This window comes from Devosia lacusdianchii (genome assembly GCF_022429625.1).
Lineage (GTDB): Bacteria > Pseudomonadota > Alphaproteobacteria > Rhizobiales > Devosiaceae > Devosia > Devosia lacusdianchii.
This window is the reverse complement of the sequence record NZ_CP092483.1, coordinates 2,497,990-2,516,330: the sequence shown is the minus strand read 5'-3', so window position 1 is coordinate 2,516,330 and position 18,341 is coordinate 2,497,990. Positions and strand designations below refer to the sequence as shown.

The 18,341-nt window shown below is 62.9% G+C and carries 22 protein-coding genes and 1 tRNA gene; 14 read left to right on the top strand and 9 right to left on the bottom strand.

Annotated elements, in window-relative coordinates; genetic code table 11:
* Nucleotides 1-82: 82 nt before the first annotated feature.
* On the bottom strand, nucleotides 83-949 hold the full coding sequence (locus tag MF606_RS12385) for a phosphotransferase (RefSeq protein ID WP_240229543.1): 867 nt from the start codon (nucleotides 947-949) through the stop codon (nucleotides 83-85).
* Between the two features lie 1,081 nt (nucleotides 950-2,030).
* On the opposite strand from MF606_RS12385, the gene MF606_RS12380 reads away from it, so the two are divergent.
* The 4 genes from MF606_RS12380 (at nucleotide 2,031) to MF606_RS12365 (ending at nucleotide 3,552) form a co-directional block, all read left to right on the top strand.
* Nucleotides 2,031-2,324, top strand: coding sequence for a hypothetical protein (locus MF606_RS12380; RefSeq protein ID WP_240229542.1), 294 nt, complete (start codon nucleotides 2,031-2,033; stop codon nucleotides 2,322-2,324).
* A 463-nt stretch (nucleotides 2,325-2,787) separates the two neighbouring features.
* A tRNA-Leu gene (locus MF606_RS12375) sits at nucleotides 2,788-2,873 on the top strand.
* Between the two features lie 14 nt (nucleotides 2,874-2,887).
* Nucleotides 2,888-3,268, top strand: coding sequence for a RidA family protein (locus MF606_RS12370; RefSeq protein ID WP_240229541.1), 381 nt, complete (start codon nucleotides 2,888-2,890; stop codon nucleotides 3,266-3,268).
* Complete coding sequence (locus MF606_RS12365) at nucleotides 3,268-3,552, top strand: ASCH domain-containing protein (protein ID WP_240229540.1); 285 nt, start codon at nucleotides 3,268-3,270, stop codon at nucleotides 3,550-3,552. The genes MF606_RS12370 and MF606_RS12365 overlap by 1 nt, the downstream gene beginning before the upstream one ends.
* Here MF606_RS12365 and MF606_RS12360 read toward each other — a convergent pair.
* Together MF606_RS12360 and MF606_RS12355 are read right to left on the bottom strand one after the other, a co-directional pair.
* Nucleotides 3,549-4,610 carry a hypothetical protein gene (locus MF606_RS12360; protein ID WP_240229539.1) on the bottom strand — a complete coding sequence of 354 codons (1,062 nt, stop codon included), beginning with the start codon at nucleotides 4,608-4,610 and terminating at the stop codon, nucleotides 3,549-3,551. The two genes, MF606_RS12365 and MF606_RS12360, sit on opposite strands and share 4 nt — an antisense overlap.
* A 51-nt stretch (nucleotides 4,611-4,661) precedes the next feature.
* Nucleotides 4,662-5,333: an RluA family pseudouridine synthase gene (locus tag MF606_RS12355; RefSeq protein ID WP_240229538.1), complete on the bottom strand. Its 672-nt coding sequence runs from the start codon at nucleotides 5,331-5,333 to the stop codon at nucleotides 4,662-4,664.
* Nucleotides 5,334-5,439: 106 nt separating this feature from the next.
* Here MF606_RS12355 and MF606_RS12350 point away from each other — a divergent pair, with 106 nt between their 5' ends.
* Both MF606_RS12350 and MF606_RS12345 read left to right on the top strand, forming a co-directional pair.
* Nucleotides 5,440-6,417 carry a hypothetical protein gene (locus tag MF606_RS12350; protein ID WP_240229537.1) on the top strand — a complete coding sequence of 326 codons (978 nt, stop codon included), beginning with the start codon at nucleotides 5,440-5,442 and terminating at the stop codon, nucleotides 6,415-6,417.
* A gap of 75 nt (nucleotides 6,418-6,492) precedes the next feature.
* A complete protein-coding gene (locus MF606_RS12345) occupies nucleotides 6,493-6,675 on the top strand; it encodes a CsbD family protein (RefSeq protein WP_240229536.1) in 183 nt (60 codons plus the stop codon).
* Between the two features lie 51 nt (nucleotides 6,676-6,726).
* Here the strand turns inward: MF606_RS12345 and MF606_RS12340 are convergent, their stop codons facing one another.
* Nucleotides 6,727-7,254 carry a dihydrofolate reductase family protein gene (locus MF606_RS12340; RefSeq protein ID WP_240229535.1) on the bottom strand — a complete coding sequence of 176 codons (528 nt, stop codon included), beginning with the start codon at nucleotides 7,252-7,254 and terminating at the stop codon, nucleotides 6,727-6,729.
* A gap of 67 nt (nucleotides 7,255-7,321) precedes the next feature.
* Between MF606_RS12340 and MF606_RS12335 the strand changes: the two genes are divergently transcribed.
* The 7 genes from MF606_RS12335 (at nucleotide 7,322) to MF606_RS12305 (ending at nucleotide 12,199) form a co-directional block, all read left to right on the top strand.
* Nucleotides 7,322-7,885 (top strand): TetR/AcrR family transcriptional regulator, encoded by a 564-nt coding sequence (locus tag MF606_RS12335; RefSeq protein ID WP_275693077.1) that lies wholly within the window; start codon nucleotides 7,322-7,324, stop codon nucleotides 7,883-7,885.
* 8 nt (nucleotides 7,886-7,893) lie between these two features.
* The gene (locus MF606_RS12330; protein ID WP_240229533.1) at nucleotides 7,894-8,430 is read left to right on the top strand and encodes a methylated-DNA--[protein]-cysteine S-methyltransferase; all 537 of its coding nucleotides are present in this window, start codon (nucleotides 7,894-7,896) and stop codon (nucleotides 8,428-8,430) included.
* A 2-nt stretch (nucleotides 8,431-8,432) separates the two neighbouring features.
* A complete protein-coding gene (locus MF606_RS12325) occupies nucleotides 8,433-9,335 on the top strand; it encodes a CHAD domain-containing protein (protein ID WP_240229532.1) in 903 nt (300 codons plus the stop codon).
* Nucleotide 9,336: 1 nt separating this feature from the next.
* On the top strand, nucleotides 9,337-9,840 hold the full coding sequence (locus tag MF606_RS12320; protein WP_240229531.1) for a CYTH domain-containing protein: 504 nt from the start codon (nucleotides 9,337-9,339) through the stop codon (nucleotides 9,838-9,840).
* Between the two features lie 35 nt (nucleotides 9,841-9,875).
* On the top strand, nucleotides 9,876-10,649 hold the full coding sequence (locus MF606_RS12315; protein ID WP_240229530.1) for a MerR family transcriptional regulator: 774 nt from the start codon (nucleotides 9,876-9,878) through the stop codon (nucleotides 10,647-10,649).
* A gap of 70 nt (nucleotides 10,650-10,719) precedes the next feature.
* Nucleotides 10,720-11,622, top strand: coding sequence for a DMT family transporter (locus MF606_RS12310; protein ID WP_240229529.1), 903 nt, complete (start codon nucleotides 10,720-10,722; stop codon nucleotides 11,620-11,622).
* A gap of 4 nt (nucleotides 11,623-11,626) precedes the next feature.
* Nucleotides 11,627-12,199 carry an ASCH domain-containing protein gene (locus MF606_RS12305; protein WP_240229528.1) on the top strand — a complete coding sequence of 191 codons (573 nt, stop codon included), beginning with the start codon at nucleotides 11,627-11,629 and terminating at the stop codon, nucleotides 12,197-12,199.
* Here MF606_RS12305 and MF606_RS12300 read toward each other — a convergent pair.
* On the bottom strand, nucleotides 12,183-12,725 hold the full coding sequence (locus tag MF606_RS12300) for a gluconokinase (protein WP_240229527.1): 543 nt from the start codon (nucleotides 12,723-12,725) through the stop codon (nucleotides 12,183-12,185). The two genes, MF606_RS12305 and MF606_RS12300, sit on opposite strands and share 17 nt — an antisense overlap.
* A gap of 1 nt (nucleotide 12,726) precedes the next feature.
* A complete protein-coding gene (locus MF606_RS12295) occupies nucleotides 12,727-13,491 on the bottom strand; it encodes an SDR family oxidoreductase (protein ID WP_240229526.1) in 765 nt (254 codons plus the stop codon).
* A 202-nt stretch (nucleotides 13,492-13,693) separates the two neighbouring features.
* Here MF606_RS12295 and gndA point away from each other — a divergent pair, with 202 nt between their 5' ends.
* Entirely contained in the window at nucleotides 13,694-15,112 is a 1,419-nt protein-coding gene (gene gndA / locus MF606_RS12290) for an NADP-dependent phosphogluconate dehydrogenase (protein WP_240229525.1), read from the top strand.
* A gap of 51 nt (nucleotides 15,113-15,163) precedes the next feature.
* Here gndA and MF606_RS12285 read toward each other — a convergent pair whose 3' ends face one another.
* The 3 genes from MF606_RS12285 to MF606_RS12275 all read right to left on the bottom strand — a co-directional run bounded on the left by MF606_RS12285 (nucleotide 15,164) and on the right by MF606_RS12275 (nucleotide 18,254).
* Nucleotides 15,164-16,378 carry a GGDEF domain-containing protein gene (locus MF606_RS12285; RefSeq protein ID WP_240229524.1) on the bottom strand — a complete coding sequence of 405 codons (1,215 nt, stop codon included), beginning with the start codon at nucleotides 16,376-16,378 and terminating at the stop codon, nucleotides 15,164-15,166.
* A gap of 72 nt (nucleotides 16,379-16,450) precedes the next feature.
* The gene (locus MF606_RS12280; RefSeq protein WP_240229523.1) at nucleotides 16,451-16,936 is read right to left on the bottom strand and encodes a GNAT family N-acetyltransferase; all 486 of its coding nucleotides are present in this window, start codon (nucleotides 16,934-16,936) and stop codon (nucleotides 16,451-16,453) included.
* On the bottom strand, nucleotides 16,917-18,254 hold the full coding sequence (locus MF606_RS12275) for a TCR/Tet family MFS transporter (RefSeq protein WP_240229522.1): 1,338 nt from the start codon (nucleotides 18,252-18,254) through the stop codon (nucleotides 16,917-16,919). Before MF606_RS12275 ends, MF606_RS12280 begins: the two co-directional genes overlap by 20 nt.
* Nucleotides 18,255-18,341: the final 87 nt, after the last annotated feature.

Genomic DNA, 18,341 nt, shown 5'->3' with positions numbered 1-18,341 from the left:
GAAATTGGAAGAGGGACGATCTGCGTCGCGGTGTTCGCAGAAATCATGCGACGGGCCAAACCGGCCGGCCGAAGCCGATAAACTACGATCCAGCGAGCTGCCGAGCCATGGCGTCGAGCGAAGGCCATGGGGCGCCTTTGCGTAACGCGCGTGTGAACTCCTCGGCCCACTGTCGGCCGTTGGGGAACTGGTCGCCCGCATCCCAACGCCATGCTGCGACCATCACGAGAACGAGGGCGCGGCATTCGTCCAGCAATGCCTGATCCACGTCTGGATAGTGGTCGACAACCGCCTCGGGCACGTGAGCCAGGTCGAACTCGATCGGCCCGCGGCAGCAAGTCTCAAGGTCAATGAAGAGCGGCCCCAGAGTGGTACTCAGCAGATTGCCTGGGTGGGGCTCGCCGTGCAGCAGCTGATCGGCAGCACCGTGGCCGAGAATCGACAGTTTGAGACTGTCCAACATGCCGCTGAGAAAGGCCCGGTCGGCGTCGGATAGTTCAGGTGTCTGGTCGCGGTTCGCCAGGAGGCGCTCGGCTTCGGCAATTCGGTCGGTGAAATGCGGCGCTGCAAGGTCGATTTTCCGCATGCCGATGTGCAGACGCCGTAGCGCATCGCCGTAGGCGGCAGGCGCGACATCCGACGTGACCGGCGCGTGGTACGTCCAAAATGTAACCGCGAAGCCGTCTGCCTCGTAGACACGCGGGGGGATGCGCGGGTCGAGGGCTCCTGCCGGGCTTTCTGTTTCGGCGAGTTGGCCGGCAAGATCGACCTCGAACTGCGCCACGTGGTCGGTCGACGGGGCGATCCGGGCAAGGATGTCGCAAGGGCGGAGGTGCACGGTCAGCTTGTTCGAATTCTGCAGTACCACCGCGTCATCGGCGGTGAGGCCAAGCGCCAAGGCGGTTGACTTGGCCATCGCCAAAGCACGCGAAACATCAGTTGGCTGCATGGACGGGTCCCATCATCTGAAGGCTTGTGGCAGCACGGATAGCGCAGATCGCAGCAGGAGTTGAGCGGTTTTCCTGGTGCCGTGCCGGGTGCTTCAGCAATAGAGGTGGCCACCCGCCAGGAGCGGCCACCTCTATTGGTCACATCAGACTGGCATCCACCACCATTGTGCCATCGAAGCTGTCGTAAAGCCGGACCGTGTCAGGGCGTGACGCGATACCAGCCTGAAATTCAAAGGCTAGTTACGGCTATCCGATAGCTATTTGGCGCCGACGTAGGCCGAAAATCTGGTCCTATTCTGGTGCAAATGGCCGATTGCCCTTGTTCTACGCGCCACACCGAACGATAAACGCGCCCCTTCCAATCACGATAGCAGGTGCGAGATGGCAGATCGGCAGTTCATGCAGCGGGAGCATGTGGAAGCGGTCCTGAGGGAGACGTTTGGCACTGCTCGCTGCCTCGTTTCCTTTGACCGGCTGAGCGGCGGAAGCAAGAAGGGTGTTTACCGGCTCTGCTGGATGATGGCAGCACAGTCATCCTCTATGCGTGGAATGCGTCCGAGAATTACTGGGCGGACAATGGCACCGACCAGAGCGATCCTTTCGCCGAGGCGTCGGGTATCGACTTTCTGGAGACGGCAGTCGCGGCCCTCGAAGGGGCTGGGGCGAGGGGACCAAAATTGCTGCTGACCGACCGCAGCCAGTCATTGTACCCGGCCGATATCGCCGTCGCCGAAGATCTTCGCAACGGCACGCTTGAAGCGCTCATCGCAGCCGATCCGAAGGCATCCCTGGCGCCACTGCGCGAGCTGGGAGCTATGCTCAATGGTATGGCGAGATACACATCCCCCAGCCTTGGCAAGCCATTCGCCATCGCGTCAGGGGCGGTCCGTCAGGATCGCAGAGCTGAGCAGGTAGTGCTGGATCGAGCGCTCGATCATCTAGGCTCCGTCGCCGGCCAGGTAGAAAGCATTGCAGCTAGCCTTCCCGCTGATCGGGAGCACGCTTCAGAGGCTCTATTCGCTCATTCAGCCGCGCGATTCCTACGGTCTTATTCACGGCGAGCTTGGCGCGGACCATGTCATGCTCGATGACAACGGTCAGTCGGTGATGATCGACATTGAAGGCGTGATGTTCTTCGACGTCGAGTGGGAGCACGCCTTCACCAAGATGCGCTTGGGCGATGCCTACGGCGAGCTCGGCATCAATGTCGAACTCGACCCGGCGCGGATGCACTTCTATGAGCTGGCACAATCCCTGTCCCTGATCGAAGGCCCGTTGCGCATCCTCCAGACCGATTTTCCCGACAAGCCGTTCATGCGGATGCTCGTGTCCATCCACACCGACAAGGTCTTGCGACTAACCCGGGCTTGCTGAGAGCTACAAACTCTATGGTGCAGAGCCATTACCGTCCGAGTATTGTGGACGGCAGCCTTCGGGACCCCTAGGGGATAGTCTGATAACCGCAATCAGGTCGCAAGCGGCCAATGGAAGAACTTATCCCCGCCCCCAATCCCTCCTGCATACTCCAGCCGTCCCCGCCATCACGCGGCCCCGACGCAGGGTCGGGCGGGGAGGCTGGAGACGGGGGCGCCCGTTTGGCTGGGCAGAAAGTCGGCAACCGGGCTTGCAACAATAGTCCCGCTTAGCCGGACCCAGTGAGGAAGCTCCAGTTCGTGATGGGCGGCCCTTGGTCCGTTCTATGTCGACAGTTCTTGGTCCAAAGGCCGCCCATCATCCGTGCAACCGTAAGCCGACGGGCCGGGCGGCGTTTTCGACTGTCCGGCGATTGGCCAACAGCGTTGGCATGCGCCCGGCACCATGCTAATCGCGGTCCGACGCGGGCGTGGTGGAATGGTAGACACACCGGACTTAAAATCCGGAGGGGGTATCCCCGTGCGGGTTCGAGTCCCGCCGCCCGCACCAGAGGCAGAGGGACCATGATCGAACGGATCGAAACGGGCATTGCGCCATCTTCGGCGCCTATCAGCGATGCGGTGAAGGCTGGCAATCAGGTTTGGCTTGTGGCCATTGCCGAAGATCCGGCGACGGGCGAGATCGTCGCTGGCGGCATCGAGGCGCAGACGAGGCGGTGCATCGAGAATTTGCAGATCGCGATTCGCGCTGCGGGCGGCGAGCTGACCAATCTGGTGCAGGTGCAGGTGTTTCTGGTCGACCGCGCCGATGCGCCGGGCATGAACGCGGTCTATCGCGAGTTCTTCACGCAGCAGCCCTATCCGGTTCGCGCCACTGTCGTGGTCAAGGAATTGCTGGCTGATGGGCTGCGCGTCGAAATGTTGGCAACGGCGGTGGTGGGATAATGCTGCTCAAGCTTGAACTGCTCGAGGCGATCAAGGCGGGCAAGGTCGACCTGGTGTTCCGGCGCTGGAGCCGGCCGAGCGTCAAACCCGGCGGCACGCTGAAGACCAAGCTGGGCGTGATGTCGATCGGGGCGGTCGACGACATGGACCCAGCCGATGTCAGCGACGCCGAGGCGAAGCGGGCTGGGTTCAGGGATGTGGCCGATTTCCGCAAGTGGCTCGATACGATGAAGCCGGGCCACCTGTTCCAGCGGATCGAAGTTCGGTTCGCCGACGACGCCTAGGGCAGCATCAGTGGCTTGAAGTCGCGCTGGTAGACACCACCGATCCAACGGTTGAACAGATCCAGCGCCTGCGGGGCCTCCGCTGCCGCCACGTCCATCGACACCACGGCAACGAAGAAGGTGCCATCGTCATCGACGGTCACGCGCGGAGCCGCCGCGCCGGGCGAATATGCCGCCAGCCGCTCGGCGACTTCCTCGCCGGCGGCGCGCGCCTGCGCCTCACCGCCAAATGGCAGGACGATATGGGTCGATGCCTGCACGGGACCTTGTGTGGCGGCGAACAGGACATAGGGGAAAACGATCGCCTCGCCCGGCTCGCTGGCAGCGGCCTCGAACTTGGCTTTGGCACCCTCGGGATCGAGCATGAGGTCCATGCCTGGGCCGGGATCGAAGAAAGCCGACACAGCCCACCCCGACGCCACATCGAGGTGCGCGCCTTCGCCGGATGCGGCGCGCAAACCGTTGATCATGGCAGTCCAGATCTGCTTGTCAGGTGATGGGTGTGGCAGGGCCGCCAATGCGGACCGCATTTCGGGCCAGCCGGCGGTGCGCAGCATATAGTCGGTGCCGAAAGCCAGGCGCTGCGCCTTGCCCATGCCACTGGCGAAGGGATCGGGATCGCGGGCCGTGGTCAAGTCTACGGCGTAATCTTCGCCGCGGGCAAAGACGGGGAGGTCGTCGACAACGGTCTCTTCGAAGCCGCGTGATGCCAAGGTCTCCGGCGCCCCATCGGCAAAGCCTGGTTCGGCGAACAGCATTGTGAGCGTTTTGGGTGGGTCGCCAATGGTGAGCACGCCGGTCACCTCGCCAAAGGCTATGCCGGTGACCGGATCGACGCCTGATGCGCTGACCAGGGCCTGTGCGAGCTGGTTGTCGGCCAGCCCGCCGCGGTAGGCGGCGAAGCCGTCCTTCGGGGCGCTATAGTCGAAGATGTAAGGCGTATCTATGCCGCCTGGAAACGCGCCCACAGCGCTCAGCAGATCGTCAAACGCCGCGGCCGGAGCGCTGAGCGTCAGCATGGCCAGCAGGCCCCAGTGGCAGGATCGCGCGAGTTTCATGAGGTGGCTCCAGCTGGTTTTCGCCGACAACCTAGCGGACTGCGTCAGTGGCTAAAACGGTACTGGTGCGACAAAAGTCATGAACTCGCCACTGGTGGGGTGGGTGAGGCCCAGTTCGGCGGCATGCAATTGCAGCCGGTCGGCAGCGGCGAGGGCAACGGGATCGGCGTAAAATACATCGCCCAGAATCACATGGCCGATGGCCTTCATGTGGACCCTGAGCTGGTGGGTGCGGCCGGTGAGAGGGTGGAGCCGCACGCGGGTGACGTCGGCTTCGCGCTCGAGCACGGTCCATTCGGTCTGTGACGGGCGGCCGTTTTCGTAGTCGACGCGCTGGCGCGGCTTGTTGTCCCAATCGGTGGCGAGCGGCAAATCCACGAGGCCGCTATCGGCTTCGATGATGCCGGCAACCCGCGCGATGTAGGCCTTGGTGGTCTTGCGGTGCTCGAACTGGCTGCCGATGCGGCCATGGGCGCGCTTGTTGAGCGCCATGACCAGGACGCCTGATGTGTCCTTGTCGAGACGGTGGCACATGCCGGCCGTCGGCCATTTCTGGCGGGCGCGGTATTCGATGCAGTCCCACAGCGACGGATCCTTGCCCGGCACGCTCAAGAGACCGCTCTGCTTGTCGAGCACGAGGATGTCGTCGTCCACGTGGAGGACGTTCAGGTACGGTTCAAGCGGGGGAAAGTAATCGACGAGTGTGGGCATGGGACCGGGCATGGGCGCGTCCTAGCAGAGACCTTGCACCTCGAACACCCTTCGTCGTCACTTGCCGCGGATACAGACTCGCGCAAGTGTCCGTCTATCAACTGCTGGGGGACACAGCATGTGGGACTTTTCGATTGGTCGTGCCTTGGGGATGATGGGCAAGACCTGGCCCTTCATTGCGTTTCGAATGGTGGTCTATTTCGGTATCGCGCTGGCCTATGTGCTGGTAACGGGCGTGGGCGCCGGCATCGGCTGGGGCATCGGCGCCATGGGCGACGAGGACTTTCACATCAGCGCCACGGCCTGGGGTGGAGGCCTCGGTTTCGTGCTGACGGCCGGGGTCATCTACTTTCTGCGCGAGTATATCCTTTACATCGTCAAGGCCGGTCACATCGCCGTGCTGGTCGAATTGATGGATAATCGGCCGATACCGGACGGGCGCGCACAGATCGACTATGCGACTACTGTCGTGAAGAGCCGGTTTGCCGAGGCGAGCGTGCTGTTCGCGGTCGATCAGTTGGTCAAGGGCGTGTTGCGGGCGATCACCGGGCTCGTCGATGGCGTGGCGTCGATCCTGCCCATTCCGGGATTGCAGCAGGTGGTTGGCGTGGTCCGGGCCTTTTTGCGGATCGCTGTGGGTCTCGTGGATGAAGTGATACTCGCCTATGCGATCCGGACCCGGTCGACCAATCCCTGGGCTTCGGCGCGCACGGCGCTCGTGCTCTATGGGCAGAACTATCAAGTCATGCTCAAGAACGCGGCCTGGCTGACGGTATTCACCTATGTTCTGAGCTTCGTGGTGTTCCTGTTCATGCTCGCGCCTGCCGCTGCGGCAGTGTGGTTTCTGCCGGGCGGCTGGTCGGCGGGTGGGTTCGTCTTTGCCCTAATCTTTGCTTGGGCGGTGAAGGCGGCGTTGATCGAGCCATTTGCGATAGCATGCCTAATGGACGTGTACTTTGGGGTTATCGCGGGTCAGGCGCCCGATCCGGTTTGGGATCAGCGATTGTCGTCCGCGTCCAACAAGTTCAATACGCTCAAGGATAGGGCGGCAGGATGGATCGGGCGGGGCAATCCGAGTGAACCGCAAAATCCGTAAACGTGACGGAGATTTAGCGGAACGTCCCTGGTTCTGGATCGTTGAGCCAACAACAATCAAACCAAGGAGGCCATCGTGCACAAAGATGAAGTCAAAGGCGTCAGCAAGCAGGTCAAGGGTGCTGTCAAGGACGCCGTTGGCGGCCTGACCGGCAATGAAAAGCTGCAGGCCGAAGGAAAGTTGGATAAGGCTGCTGGCAAGGTCCAGCAAAAGGTGGGCGAAGCCAAAGACGCCACTCGGGACGCGCTGAAGCGCTAGTTTCTGACTCGGATAATGCAAAGGCCGCCCCCAGGGCGGCCTTTTTCGTTGTCAGTCGAAACGGTAGTGCAGACGGGCGCAGCTTTCGCCGAGGGCTTGGGCGGAAATCAGCTTGGCGGTCGATTTGAGGCCGGTCGCCGGGAGTAGCGGAATGCCGCCGCCGATGATCTCTGAGATGATGTAGACCTCGATTTCGTCCAGCGCGCCTTTTTCCATGAAGGTCATCTGCAGCTTGCCGCCGCCAAGCATCCAGACGTCGCCGTCGTCCAATGCCCGTAGCTCAGCGATCAGGGCGTCGATATCCGATCGGGTTTCGAGAGGCCCCTTGGGATTGTCGATGGGTCGCGAGGTGACGACGATGACGCGCTTGCCCTCGTATTCCCAACCGCCGGGGAAGCGTTCGATCCAGTCATAAGTGGCGCGGCCCATTACGACCGTGCGGATGCGGGCGATGAAGTTCTTGTAGTCATGCTCGCCCAGATTGAGATCGGGCTGTTGCATGAGCCAGTCGAGGTTTTCGTCTTCTGTAGCGATGAAGCCATCGAGGCTGGAGGCGATGTATCCGACGATTCTGGCCATTTGTCTTCTCCTGCTGTAAGTTGCCTGAATCTATATAAATGAACGTTCATTTACAAATGGAAATTGCATGGCGCGACCGCGGACAGTGACAGACGAGGCCATACTCGATGCGGCAATGGCCCTGATGTATCGCGAAGGGCCGGACGCGCTGACCTTTGCGGCCGTCGGCAAGATGGTGGGCCTGTCGGCGGCCACGCTGGTGCAGCGGTATCCCACCAAGGCGGCATTTTTGCAGGCTGCAATGCTGCGCGGGTGGGATCAACTGGACGAGACGACAGCGGAGCTCGATCGCTCGGCGCCCGTGAGCCCGGAAGGGGCGGTGAGCTTGCTGCTCGCGATGATTCCGCCTGGATTGAGCGAAGCCGAGAATGCCATGGGATTGGCCATTTTGCGGGAGGACATGCGCGATCCGGTGCTGCGCGCCCGCGGCGTGGCTTGGCGAAACGTGCTTTCGGCGGCGCTGGGGCGTCGCCTGACGCAGGACGTGGCCGAGCAGCAAAGGCTTGGCATGATGCTCGCGAGTCAGTGGCAGGGGGCGCAACTCTGGTGGGGGTTCGATCAGAGCGGGCCCCCAGCCGAGGTGATCGGCAAGGAATTGCGGGACTGGTGTGTGACAGTCCTGCGGCGTTAGGATCGGTTATGGAAACGACGACCTTCGATACTGCGCTGGGTGAATTCGGCATCGGGTGGACCGACACAGGCGTGGCGCGGCTACAATTGCCGGGGCTCGAGCATGCTGATCTGCTGGCGCGGATCAATCGTGATGGCGCGCGCCCGGGTGAGCCTCCAGCGGCGATCGAGGCGGTCATCAACAAAATCGAGGATTATGCCGAAGGCGAGACGGTGGATTTCTCGGATGTCGTGCTGGATCTGGCGGGCGTGCCCGCGTTTCACCAACAGGCTTATGCGCTGCTGGTGACGATCGGCTGGGGCAAGACCACCACCTATGGCGCGATGGCGCGGCAATTGGGGGATGTGACGCTGTCGCGAGCGGTGGGGCAGGCGATGGGGGCAAATCCGATTCCGCTGATCATTCCGTGTCACCGGGTCCTGGCGAGCGATGGGAAGCCGGGGGGCTTTTCCGCCCCCGGCGGTGCCGGATCGAAGCTCAGAATGCTGGCGCTGGAGGGCGTGGCGGTGGGTGCTCCTGCCGGGCAGATGACTTTCGGGTTCTAGGCGTGGGCTTTTCGTTTAACCAGCAGGGCAAGGTTGTCGAGCAGGTTCGCCAGATTGCCGGGGAACAGGTCAGCAAGGCGCTGGAAGACGTCTCGACGGGTGGCGAGTTCGGCGACACGGTGCATCGGCTGCGCCGACGTTGCAAGAAGCTGCGCGGGCTGTTGCGCCTGATCGAGCCGCGGTTCGATGACTTCAAGAAAGAGAACGCGGCATTTCGCGAGGCGGCCGATAGCTTGGCGGGGACGCGCGATGCCGCAGTGATGCTTCAGACATTCGATGCGCTGGTGCGATTTGACAGCGCTAGCGATGCCGCGAGGCAGATCGAGCAGGAGCTGGCGGATGCCGTACGCGCCGAATTGGAAACCGGGGTGGCGGCGATCGGCAAGGCGGAGCAACGGAGGCTACTCGACCGCTTCAGCGAGCTCATGACGCCAGTCGCTGAGCGCATTCCCAACTGGTCGATCGACGGAGCAGGCTTTGGGTGCCTGGGGCCGGGCCTGCAAAGCACCTATCGGCTGCTGCGGGTGGGCATGGCCGCTGCCGTGGACGAGCAGACGGCGGATGCATTCCACGAATGGCGCAAGGATACCAAGTATCACTGGCATCATGTGAGCCTGCTCGAGACCACGGCGCCCGAATTGCTTCAGGGGTATGCGGCCCTGCTCGACCAGCTCGGGGAACTGCTTGGGGATCATCACAATCTGGCGGTACTCGATGCAGCCCTCGCCGGCATGAAGGGCAGGGTGGATGGCGATATCGGTATCGTGCGTGGCGTAGCGGCCGAGCGGCAGTCTATGCTGGCGGTGCGGGCTTTCGGGCTTGGCCGGCAATTGGCTGCGGAGAAGCCGCGGGCGCTGCGCAGGCGTTTCGCGCAATATTGGCACCTGTTGCCGCTGGAGAAGTAGGTTGGGCCAAGAGATTGAGCGCAAGTTCCTTGTGGTGTCGGATGATTGGAGGGCGTTGGCAACGTCGAGCGCCCTGTTGCGACAGGGCTATTTGTCGTCCAATGCCAAAGCGACCGTGCGGGTACGCAGCGAGGATGACCGGTCGGCGGTTGTCACGCTGAAGGGCGCGGTCAGCGGCCTGTCGCGGGCCGAGTACGAATACGCGATTCCCGTGGCCGATGCGCGCGAACTGCTGGAGATGGCGAAGCCGCACGTGATCGAGAAGCGCCGGTATGTCGTGCCGTTTGGCGGACTCACCTGGGAAGTGGATGTGTTCGAAGGGCGGCATGCCGGGCTGGTGATCGCCGAGGTGGAACTGGAGCGCGAAGACCAGCATGTCGAGCAACCCGGCTGGCTGGGGCGCGAAGTGACGGATGACGAGCGCTACTACAATGCTAGCCTCTCGCGCGCGACGGCATTGCCGGATGCGAAGTCACCGGGGGCTGTTGACCCTGACGTGGCGTGAGGGACTATCCAGCTGTCTTGCGGAGACGTGGACAGATGAAGACCTACACAGTCAATAAATTGGCGCAGCTTGCCGGCATCTCGGTGCGGGCGCTGCATCACTATGACGAAATTGGCCTGCTGAAGCCCGCGTTCACTGGCGACAATCGCTATCGCTATTACGGCGATGAGGAACTGCTGCGTCTGCAGCAAATCCTCATCCATCGGGAGCTCGACATTCCGCTTGCGGAGATCGGAGCCATTCTCGATGCGCCGGGCTTCGACAAGATCGAAACGCTGCAGAGGCAGCGCGAACGGCTGGACGAGAACGCGAAGCGATACGCCAGGATGGTCAAGACGATCGACCGCACGATCGCCAGACTGAAAGGAGATCGCGCCATGAAGGACGCGGATTTGTATTCGGGCATCGTGTCGCCCGAGAAGCAGGCGGAGTACGAGCGGTGGTTGATCGACCGATACGGTGCGCCGATGGAGCGCGATATCGCGCATAGCCGCAAGCGCATGGACAAGATGTCCAAGGCCGAGATCGACGCGGCCATGCAGGAATTGCGCGCGGTGGAGGAGGGCCTGGCCGAAGGGCTGCGGCGCGGTGTGCCGCCGCAATCGACCAGCCTCGACCCGATGATCGAACGGCACAAGGATTGGGTTGGCGGCGCCTGGGACCGCGAGTGTACGCCGGAAGCCTATGCGGGGTTGGCCGATGTCTATGAGCATCCGGACTTCCGGAAGCGCTATGAGGCCATCGAGCCCGGCTTTGCCGACTACCTGATGACAGCCATGCGCTCCTGGTCGAAGCGTCAGGCGCAATAAGTGCGGGCGCCGGCGTGACAGGCCGGCGCCTCGCGGCTAATGGAAACGGGCAGTTCGTTAGAGTTCGCCCATGACCAAATCCAACCCGACCGTCGCGCTCTGGCTGGCCACGTTCTCCCTGATCGTCATGGCTGCAATGTCGGCGGCCATCCATGAGGCGGCCAAGGTGGCGCCGGTGGGGCAACTGGTCTTCTGGCGCAGCTTTGTGGCGCTGTTGCCGATCATCATCTACATGGCTGTTCGTGGGCAGCTCCGGGCTTCGCTTCGCACCAGGTATCCGCACAAGCATCTGATCCGCGGCTTGCTGGGCTGTGCGGTCATGTTCTTCTCGTTCATCTCGCTGGCCTACCTGTCCGTTGGACTGGCGACCGCCTTGAGCTATCTGGCGCCGATCCTGTCGATTTTGGCGGCCATTGTGTTTCTGCGAGAGCGGCCTAGGGCGCTTATTTTCGTCGGAGTGGCGCTGGGGTTCGGAGGCATACTGCTGATGCTCTATCCGACACTTGTTGGCGCCGAGCTGCGCGACGGTGCTTTGATCGGCGTGGCGGCCGGCATCGCCATGGCGGCCACCAATGCCCTGTCGCGGGTGCAGGTGAAAGACCTCACCCGAACTGACCCTCCGGCCAGCATTGCATTATCCTTCGCGGTGATCTGCAGCATTGTTGGTCTGGGAACGGTGATTTTTGGATGGGCCGACCTCGATGTACGCGCCTTTGCGCTGTTGGCCGGGGCGGGCCTTCTGGGCGGCGTCGGGCATGTGCTGATGATGGAGGCGGTGGCGCGGGCGCCGGTGTCGCTGCTGGCGGCTTACGAGTACACTGGGATCGTCTGGGCCTTCCTGTTCGACATCGCGCTATTGGGTGTGGCGCTCAATCGCTGGGCAGTCAGCGGGGCGCTGGTGGTGGTCGGGGCGGCGGTTCTGGTGGCGTATGGGCAGGGAAGGTTTTCGGCCAGGCCGGTTCCTGCGGAGTAGACGCATGCTGATCAGGGTTGATGACCTGGAACGGATACAAAGCGGCGCGGTGGACACGGCATTCCGCCGCTGGACGCGCCCAACGGTCAAAGCCGGTGGGACGTTGACCACCGCGATTGGCATGCTGGCTATCGACGCGGTGGATACCATGTTTGCGGAAGGACTGTCCCTAGCCGATGCGCGGCGAGCGGGCTTTGATGATGTGGCTGGTCTCATGGCCTGGTTGGACAGCGGAAAGGCGGGCACGCTGTACCGCATTCGGCTGCATTATCTGGGCGAGGATCCGCGCATCGGCCTTCGCGAGTCGGCCGATGACCTTGAGGCAGTCGAAGCTGCTCTGGCAAAACTCGATGCTCGCGGGGCCTGGACAGAGCGGGTGCTACGTCTGATCGAAAGCCATCCGGGACGGCTGGCGCAACTGCTGGCCGACGAAATGGGGCTCGAAAAGCTCAAGTTCAAAGGCAAGGTGCGGCAGCTCAAGGCACTTGGGCTGACCGAGAGCCTGGACATCGGCTACCGGCTGTCCCGGCGTGGCGAGGCACTGCTGGCGCGGCGGCGGACTATTGCCAGCGCTTGAAGGTCTTGAGATGATCCAATGACTTGGTCACCGTCTGGGTGATTTTCTCGATGCTGTCGGTGACAGGCACGGGCAGGATGTTTTCGACTGTGGGGTCAGGGACTTCCAGCGTGGCGAACTGGCTGTCGAGGAGGCTGGTCGGCATATACTCGTGCTTGCGCTTGGCCATGCGCGCAGCGATGACCTCGCGACTACCGTCGAGGTAGACGAAGAGGATGGGTTCGCCGGCTTTCTCGATGAGGTAATCGCGATAGACGCGACGGAGTGCCGAGCAAGCGCCGACAGCCGCCCCCTTCTTCTCGGCGGCTTGATGCAGCGCGATGGCGAGCCGTTCCAGCCATGGCCAGCGGTCGTCGTCGGTAAGGGGGATGCCGGCACGCATCTTCTCGACATTGGCTTCGGGATGGTAGCCGTCGCCATCGAGAAACGGCACATGCAGCCGACGGGCGATGGACTGGCCGACCGTGGATTTGCCCGAAGAGCTGACGCCCATGGCGATGATGATGCGAGCGGGGATGAGGGCCATGTCAGACGGTCGCCGTGAACGCGCCATCGACGTAGAGAATGTGGCCGTTGACGAAGCGCGATGCCTCTGACGCCAGGAACACGGCAGCGCCGCCGAGTTCGGAGGGCTGGCCCCAGCGTCCCATCGGTGTGCGGCTCTCGATCCAGGCGTTGAATTTGTCGTCCTTGAACAGGGCTTCATTGAGCTCGGTGGCGAAGTAGCCTGGCGCGATACCGTTGATGTTGAGCCCGTGACGGGCCCAATCGACGGCCATGCCGCGGGTGAGGTTGGCGACGGCGGCCTTGGTCGCCGCGTATGGCGCGATCGAAGGGCGAGCGAGTTCGGACATCAACGAGCAGATATTGATGATCTTGCCGGCACCGCGCGCAATCATGTGCCGGGCGACGGGCTGGCTGACATTGAAAACCGAGGTCAGGTTGGTGGTGACGACCTGGTCGAACTTCTCGGGGGGAAATGCCTCGAGGCTCGAGCGAAACTGCATGCCTGCATTATTGACCAGAATATCGATCGGTCCGATTTCATCCTCGATATAGGTCACTGCGTCGTTGACGCTATCACGGCTGGTCACGTCGAAGGCGATGGCCTTGACCGTGGCGCCGGTGGCCGCAAGCGTCTGCGCGGCTGCGCCCAGCGCGACGTTGTCGCGGGCGTTGAGAATGACGGCCGCACCGGCCTCGGCCAGCGCCTGGGCCATGGCGAAGCCGAGGCCACGGCTGGAGCCTGTGACCAAGGCACGCTTGCCGGCGAGGTCGAAAGCAGAGGACATGGAACAGGTCTCCGAAAGTGGAGCGACCGTAGGGATACCCCCTCGAACGCGCAAGCGTTTCTACCATACAAGGGGCGATATTTGCCCAAAATTTGCTCGAATACGACTTCCGTCGAAGGCCGGTTTGTGGTCAGGTTCGCCGCCGCGTGGCATGCGCTGCGCGCATAGATTGAGACGTAAAAGACCTCGGAAGGACGCATTAATGTCGACTGCGGATATCGGCCTGATCGGCCTGGCGGTGATGGGAAGCAACCTCGCCCTCAATATTGCCGAGAAGGGCTACACTATCGCGGTCCACAACCGGTCAGCCGGGCGCATCGACGAGTTCGTCGCTGAAGCCAAGGAGCAGGGGCTCGATGGCAAGACCATTGCCAAGTATGAGCTGGCCGACTTCGTTCAAACGGTGAAGCGCCCGCGCTCGATCATCATCATGGTCAAGGCCGGCAAGCCGGTGGACGAGATGATCGAGCAGTTGCTGCCACACCTGGAGCAGGGCGACGCCATCATCGAGTGCGGCAATTCGCTGTTCACCGATACGCAGCGGCGCTTTGACTACCTCAAGCCCAAGGGCATCGGCTATCTGGGCGTCGGCGTTTCTGGCGGCGAAGAGGGCGCACGCCACGGTCCCTCGATCATGGTTGGCGGCTCCAAGGAGCAGTGGCACAATGCCGAGGCGGTGCTGACCGCCATCGCGGCGCAGTTCAATGGAGAAAGCTGCTGCGCCTATCTCGGCGAGGGCGGCGCCGGCCACTTCGTCAAGACCATCCACAACGGCATTGAATATGGCGACATGCAGATGATCGCCGAAGTCTACGGCGTGATGCGCGATGGTCTCGGGATGACGCCGGGCCAGGCTGCGGACGTGTTCAAGGAATGGAACAAGGGGCCGCTGAACTCGTACCTGATCGAGATCACCGGCCACGTGCTGGCTGCCGTCGATGACCAGACCGGCAAGCCGCTGGTTGAACTTATCCTCGACAAGGCTGGCCAGAAGGGCACGGGCGTCTGGTCGGCGATTGCCGCCCAGCAGATGGGCGTGCCGGCTACCGCCATCGAAGGCGCGGTTGCGGCCCGTTCGATCTCGTCGCGCAAGGACGAGCGCGTGGCTGCCGAAGCTATCTATGGCAAACCGAACCGGGCAAAGACCGATGTGACCCTGGCCGATCTCGAAAAGGCGCTGCTGGCCGGAAAGATCGTCAGCTATGCCCAGGGTTTTGCCGTTATCGCCAAGGCCAGCGAAGAGAATGGTTGGAACCTGCCGCTGGCGACCATCGCCAAGATCTGGCGCGCCGGCTGCATCATCCGCTCGCGTTTCCTCGATCAGATGAGTTCTGCCTATGCCAAGGGCGGAAATGTGAACCTGCTGGTGGTGCCAGACTTCGTTGCCATCATGAAGGACGCGCATCCGAGCCTGCGTAAGGTGGTGGCCGCGGCCGCCGTCGGCGAGTTCCCGATGATCTGCCTTTCCGCCGCGCTGAGCTATTTCGACAGCTATCGCCAGGCACAGGGCACCGCCAACCTGATCCAGGGGCAGCGCGACTTCTTCGGCGCACACGGCTTCGAGATTGTCGGTCGCGGCACGGATTTGCACGGCACCTGGCCGAGCACGCTGGGCAAGTAAGTCGAGCCAGATCGCATGTGACCAAGACCCCGCTTCGGCGGGGTCTTTTGTTTAGCCGGCCCGAGCCCGGCTGCCTGTTCGGCGTTCGCGGGAGGGACGGGCTTGCGGCAGGGGTGCTGGCGCGGGCGCCAGGACGGCACGGTCGCGGCCGGCGCGTTTGGCCGTGTAGAGCGCACGATCGGCGGCAGCTAGCATCTGGGTGGTGGTTTCGGACCGGTGGCGGGTATGCAGTCCCATGCTGACCGTAACTCGATGCCCTTTCGGCACGCCCGGGAAGTCGGTCTCGGCGAGGGCGTTGCGAATGGCTTCGGCGTGAGCCAGCAGGCCGTCGCGACTGGATGAGCGGTAATAGAGGGTGAATTCCTCGCCGCCACTGCGTGAGACCAGGTCGGCCTGGCCGTGCGTGGCCAGGGTCTTGGCGATCGCGGCGATGACCTCGTCACCAACCGCGTGCCCGAAGCTGTCATTGATGAGCTTGAAGGCATCGATATCGACGATCATCACGGCTGGCGGGATATCGCCGACCTGCGTGACGCAAAGCGCCCGAACGCCTTTGTCGAAGCCTCGGCGATTGAGCAGGCCGGTGAGGAAGTCGAGGTTGGCCTCGGCGGACAGTTCGTCGAACAACCTGATGGCAAGGGCAATGAGGAAGGCGAGGCCAATACCGAGCACCAGGATCGGCGTGGTGGCCTGGACCGTCGTCCAATAGGCTGAATCGCGCAGCGAGCCACCCGAATTCAGATCGAGCTGCCCAAACAGGGTTGCCAACGCCCTCACCACGGCGAGCGCCGACAGGCCGACGGACAGGCCGACGAAAAGCCGGTCCACGCTTCGTCTCGGACGGGCGCGAACCAGCCACCACGCGGTGGTGCCGCCGAGCATGGCAAAGGTGGCGCTGGAGACGTAGATGCGCGCCTCAGTCGAGGGCACGATGAACAGGAACCAGCAGAAGCTAACGGCCCACAGCGCGCAGATGCAGGCGTAGAGCAGCACGGGTATTCGAGCCTTGACGCGCAGGAGAGCCCCGACGCTGGCGGCGACAACAGCCATGAGGAAAAGCAGGTTCGACGCGATGCGGGACGCCGGCGCGTCGAATGGATCGACGAAGTCATTGATAATGAAGGCAATGCCGCAGGACAGGAAGGTCAGTGCCAGGGCGCCGAGATAGGTCTGGTCCGGACGCCGGCGCCACAGGGCAACAAAGGTGGCGGCTAGAATCGCCGAAAGCGCGGGATTGAGAAGTGAGAAGAAGAAATGCCCGGTCACGTGCGATAATCCGATGCGGCGCCCGGCGCGTATCAGCGGCGATTTCCGATAAGGAAGGGTTAAGCTGCTGGCTCAGATCAGTTTTTTGAACATCACGTAACTGTCGACATAACCGTGAACAGGGTGGTTGAAGGCCTGGGGCAGGGCGCCGACAATGTCGAAGCCCAGCTTCTGCCAAAGGGCCACGGCGCGGGTATTGGTCGAGACGACGTGGTTGAACTGCATGGCGCGGAAGCCACGTTCCCGCGCGCGAACCAGCGAATGTTCGCACATGGCGCGGGCGATGCCTTTGCCTTGCGCGGCCGGGGCGGTCATGTAGCCGCAATTGGCGACGTGGGCGCCGCCGCCGGCCTGGTTGGCCATGAGGTAATAAGTGCCCAAGATAGTGCCGCCGTCTGCGGCGACGAAGACTTCGTGGGTCGGGCTGAGCCAATAGGCGAGCACGCCGTCGTCATCGAGATCGGTGGCGATGGCGTAGGTCTCGCCTGCGGCCAGCGTGGGGGCGACTATGGCGAGGATCGCCGCGTGGTCGGCCGGGCTAGCGGGACGAATTTGCATCGGAGTCGTCGTTTTCCAGAGGCGGCACCCGGACCTGTCCCGGCGGCGCCATTTCGGGTGCATGCGGGTGATCGGCTACGCTGGGCCGGCGACCCAGTTCGAAGCGCCAGGCCGCAAAGGCGAACAGCACCAGGGCAACCAGCACGCTGGCACTGGCAGCGATAAACGGCGCTCCGGGGAAATAGCCCGATGAGCCAGGGCTGTGCGTGTAGTAGGAGAAGATTTGGGTGGCGGCCAACGGCCCGATGATGGTGGCAAGCGAGCTTGCCGCGTTCACCGCGCCCTGCAATTCGCCCTGGCTGTTGTCGGGTACCTGGCGGGACAGGACGCCGTTGATTGCCGGCGGTGCCAGGCCACTGACGGCTCCGACCATGATGGCTAGATACAGCATGTAGACGTCGTCGGAGAAGCCCAGAGCGGCGAAGGCCGCGACGGCGGCGAGGAGACCAATCATTGCCACCGCGGGCTCGCCGATACCCTTCGACAGAGGGCCGGCGACGAGGGCCTGGCTGATGGCGAAGCCGAGACCGAAAGCGCCCAAGGTGCGACCGATCGTAGAAGAGGTGAAGTGGAACACTTCTACGGTGAAATAGCTGAACACGGTCGGTAGAGCCTGGGCGGAGAGCTGGAAAAAGAACAGCACGGCGAGCAGCCAGAGCACCGAGGGATATTTCTTGAGCGCCAGCACGGCTCCGAGCGGGTTGGCGCGACGAATGTCGAACTTGCGGCGGGACGCCTTGGGCAGGCTTTCCGGCAAGACCAGCAGGCCGAAGAGGAAATTGGCGAAGGCAAGCCCGGCTGCGGCATAGAACGGCACACGCGGGCCGAATTCGCCCAATTCGCCGCCGATCACCGGACCGATGATGAACCCCAGACCGAAGGCGGCGCCGATGAGGCCGAAGCGATGGGTCCGCTTATGCGGCGGTGTGATGTCGGCCATATAGGCGGTGGCCGTGGCCAGGGCCGCACCGGCAATACCGGCGATGATGCGGCCGATGAAGAGATACCAGACCACGGGGGCGATCGACATCATCAGGTAGTCAAAGGTGAGGCCGAGCAGAGACACGAGTAGAACTGGACGGCGGCCGAAGCGATCGGACAGGTTGCCAAGCACCGGCGAGAACACGAACTGCATGAAGGCGTAGGCGAAGACCAGGTAACCGCCGATGACGGCCGCATTGGCGACGCTGCTGCCGCCGGTCAGGTCTTCCAGCAGTTCGGGCAGAACCGGCACGATGATGCCCACGCCAACCATATCAAGCAGGATCGTCACCAGAATACAGGTGAGGGTCAGGCGTGAGCGAGTCGCTGCTTGCATGCTTGGGCGCTAACCTTCGGACTTCGAACCAGCGGTGGGATGTGTCGCGCAGTTGACACAGCCGGGACTGCCAAAGCAAGGCCGAAG

Excerpts from the sequence above, each read along its gene's own strand:
- MF606_RS12380 (WP_240229542.1), top strand. The coding sequence starts at position 2,031 with ATGCTCGATGACAACGGTCAGTCGGTGATGATCGACATTGAAGGCGTG.
- MF606_RS12360 (WP_240229539.1), bottom strand. The coding sequence starts at position 4,610 with ATGAAACTCGCGCGATCCTGCCACTGGGGCCTGCTGGCCATGCTGACG.
- MF606_RS12275 (WP_240229522.1), bottom strand. The coding sequence starts at position 18,254 with ATGCAAGCAGCGACTCGCTCACGCCTGACCCTCACCTGTATTCTGGTG.
- MF606_RS12355 (WP_240229538.1), bottom strand. The coding sequence starts at position 5,333 with ATGCCCGGTCCCATGCCCACACTCGTCGATTACTTTCCCCCGCTTGAA.
- MF606_RS12340 (WP_240229535.1), bottom strand. The coding sequence starts at position 7,254 with ATGGCCAGAATCGTCGGATACATCGCCTCCAGCCTCGATGGCTTCATC.
- MF606_RS12300 (WP_240229527.1), bottom strand. The coding sequence starts at position 12,725 with ATGGCCCTCATCCCCGCTCGCATCATCATCGCCATGGGCGTCAGCTCT.
- MF606_RS12305 (WP_240229528.1), top strand. The coding sequence starts at position 11,627 with ATGCTGATCAGGGTTGATGACCTGGAACGGATACAAAGCGGCGCGGTG.
- MF606_RS12370 (WP_240229541.1), top strand. The coding sequence starts at position 2,888 with ATGATCGAACGGATCGAAACGGGCATTGCGCCATCTTCGGCGCCTATC.
- MF606_RS12315 (WP_240229530.1), top strand. The coding sequence starts at position 9,876 with ATGAAGACCTACACAGTCAATAAATTGGCGCAGCTTGCCGGCATCTCG.
- MF606_RS12335 (WP_275693077.1), top strand. The coding sequence starts at position 7,322 with ATGGCGCGACCGCGGACAGTGACAGACGAGGCCATACTCGATGCGGCA.
- MF606_RS12350 (WP_240229537.1), top strand. The coding sequence starts at position 5,440 with ATGTGGGACTTTTCGATTGGTCGTGCCTTGGGGATGATGGGCAAGACC.
- MF606_RS12280 (WP_240229523.1), bottom strand. The coding sequence starts at position 16,936 with ATGCAAATTCGTCCCGCTAGCCCGGCCGACCACGCGGCGATCCTCGCC.
- gndA (WP_240229525.1), top strand. The coding sequence starts at position 13,694 with ATGTCGACTGCGGATATCGGCCTGATCGGCCTGGCGGTGATGGGAAGC.
- MF606_RS12330 (WP_240229533.1), top strand. The coding sequence starts at position 7,894 with ATGGAAACGACGACCTTCGATACTGCGCTGGGTGAATTCGGCATCGGG.
- MF606_RS12310 (WP_240229529.1), top strand. The coding sequence starts at position 10,720 with ATGACCAAATCCAACCCGACCGTCGCGCTCTGGCTGGCCACGTTCTCC.
- MF606_RS12385 (WP_240229543.1), bottom strand. The coding sequence starts at position 949 with ATGCAGCCAACTGATGTTTCGCGTGCTTTGGCGATGGCCAAGTCAACC.
- MF606_RS12295 (WP_240229526.1), bottom strand. The coding sequence starts at position 13,491 with ATGTCCTCTGCTTTCGACCTCGCCGGCAAGCGTGCCTTGGTCACAGGC.
- MF606_RS12365 (WP_240229540.1), top strand. The coding sequence starts at position 3,268 with ATGCTGCTCAAGCTTGAACTGCTCGAGGCGATCAAGGCGGGCAAGGTC.